The sequence below is a fragment of the Gracilibacillus thailandensis genome (assembly GCF_010994055.1).
GTDB classification, from domain to species: Bacteria; Bacillota; Bacilli; order Bacillales; family Amphibacillaceae; genus Gracilibacillus; species Gracilibacillus lacisalsi.
Genome location: NZ_WJID01000135.1, coordinates 1 through 2,276, shown reverse-complemented (window position 1 = coordinate 2,276; position 2,276 = coordinate 1). Strand labels below are relative to the sequence as shown.

The following is a 2,276-nucleotide window of genomic DNA, read 5'->3' as shown; positions in this document are numbered from 1 at the left end:
TATTCAAACCTCAAATTTCTTCATAACAGGAATGCTCCTATTTTCAATTTCTAGATATATTAATTTGCTTGTTATCTATATGATTTGAATTTCACTGTAGTTTGACCATTTATTACAGTTGTTCCATTAAGAATTGATAAGGTAAATAAGAAGAAAGTTGCCACAATTAACAACATCATATTTCCATCTGTGATAAATAATATAATATCAAAAAGAAAAACACATAATATTAACAAATATATAGACAAGACTTGTATAAAGTGTTTAAACGACTGCGGTTTGATCCAAATAGTTCTTTTATATAAAGAACCCGACTCGATCAAATTATAAAAATTTTTTTTATGTCTATTGCTTATAAATCTGCGTACTCCTACCACTAATAAGAGCATCAAAGTTGCTAAAACACTATTTACTAACATGGTACTTTGAATATTAAAATAATCTGTTAATGGTCTTAACATATATGCTAAAAATATCCCTATTCCTGTTCCTAGTATTCCAAGACTTGTATCGTTTGATTTATCTCTCTCTATGTGCTTCATCTTACTATTGATTTCTTCCCCATCCACTTTATAGATTGTATTTGGTACTATCCATGTTAGAAAAGGGAAAATCGTTTTCCAGATTGACTTGCCCATATCTAAGATATAGCTCTCTTCATCAATCTTTAATATTCGAAATCTTGGATTCTTATACACACGTTGCACTTCACACTTCATAAACAATCACCATGCCCAACTCATTGGATTTATTGCATCTAGCCCCTTACTAATGGCTTTTCCTGCATCTTTAGCAGAATCCAAAATCTCGTTACCGAATTCAGACAATTTTTGACCTGCAGCATCTAGGCCATCTTGAAGCCCCAAAACATTGTTGTCATAAGCATAATTAAAAGACCATGTTAAACCAATTCCTAAACCAACAGTCCAACCAATTGGATTTGTTGCTAATAATCCTGCTAGTCCTAAACCTGCTGCTCCACCTACTAAGCCAACTCCGACACTAGTTAAATTATGTGCTACTGCCTCTCCGATGGTTTTGTCCTTTTCAAATATGTCTTCATACATTCCAACTCCTGCACTAACTGCTATAAAACTCCTTCCCAAAGTTTTTCCTGCACCTAGTAAAAATTTACCAGAATTCGATAAGTGATTTGACGTTTTTGCTGCTGCATGCCCAACTTTCGTAACTACCCCACTCGTTTTACCAGAGATTGTACTAAATAATTCACCTATACTTTTAATATGGGTTGCTACCTTCCCGGCTTTTTTTGATATCATTTTTAATTCCTTTCCAATATGTTCCGCCGAATCAGCAGTGAAATTTACTATAAAGTCTAGACCAATTTTCCCTTTATTTTTATATAAATACTCGATAACACCTTTCGGCACTTCTTCATTAAGTTCTTCTTCACTTAATTTTTTAGTAGATTTACTCATCGTTGAGAATATATTATAGTAAGTTTCTCTATCAATTTTTCCATTCTTTAGATCGGTGTAAGCACTATTTAAAATTTTTTGGCTTGTTTCATCCATATCCTTTAAAGCTGATTCTTTTAACTGTTCAATCTCATACATCGACATATATCGAATAGAATCTAGATCTACTTCCCCTGAATTCGCAATACCTTCATTGTAACCTTTTAGAACTGCTAATCCCGCATTTCTAGAGTCTCCTTTATAATCCGTAAACCGAGCTTTTCCACTCACAGCTCCAGCATTATTCAGCGTAGTTTTGATTTCCTTTAATAACTCTTCTGTTTGCGAGTTGCTACTTCTACCTGTCGTTGTAAAAGAATCAAAGTCTTCTTGTAAATTATCTCCTACATTAATGACCGAATATTTGTTATTATTGATTGCAACGAAAGAAGGAGTGGTAGCACTACTAATATCTGAGATACTGCTAATAGTGCTACTTACTGAATCACGGTGTGTATGTAATGCTTCATAGTCTTCATTGACATCTTCCAGCGTATCTATAACATAATTACTTTCTATAATGGTACGACTATTTTCATCTACTCTTGATTGAAAGGTTTCAATATGTTTGTTCAAATTCTCATATAAATCCGTAAAGACTCCGTTAAATGTTGTTAAAACAGTAAGATGAAGGTCTCTAAAATATAATTTGGCTTGATCTGCAGTTTCCCCTGAAAAAGTAGTCATATTACAGATTTCTTCTATGTTTTGTTCCACTTTTGAAAGACTATTTTTTATATCTTCAGACTTTGATTTAAACTCATCCGAGAAGTCGATCACTTCTGACAGATCAATTTT

At 33.0% G+C, this 2,276-nt stretch carries 2 protein-coding genes; both read right to left on the bottom strand.

What is annotated here, in order from left to right:
• Nucleotides 1-71 precede the first annotated feature (71 nt).
• Nucleotides 72-719, bottom strand: a complete 648-nt coding sequence (locus GH715_RS21150) for a DUF443 family protein (RefSeq protein ID WP_018932443.1) — start codon at nt 717-719, stop codon at nt 72-74.
• A 6-nt stretch (nt 720-725) separates the two neighbouring features.
• Nucleotides 726-2,276, bottom strand: a 1,551-nt coding sequence (locus GH715_RS21145) for a T7SS effector LXG polymorphic toxin (protein ID WP_240469431.1), incomplete at its 5' end; no start/stop codon positions are given.

What these genes read in the sequence shown, in the direction of transcription:
- GH715_RS21150 (WP_018932443.1), bottom strand. Translation starts at nt 719, where the DNA reads ATGAAGTGTGAAGTGCAACGTGTGTATAAGAATCCAAGATTTCGAATA.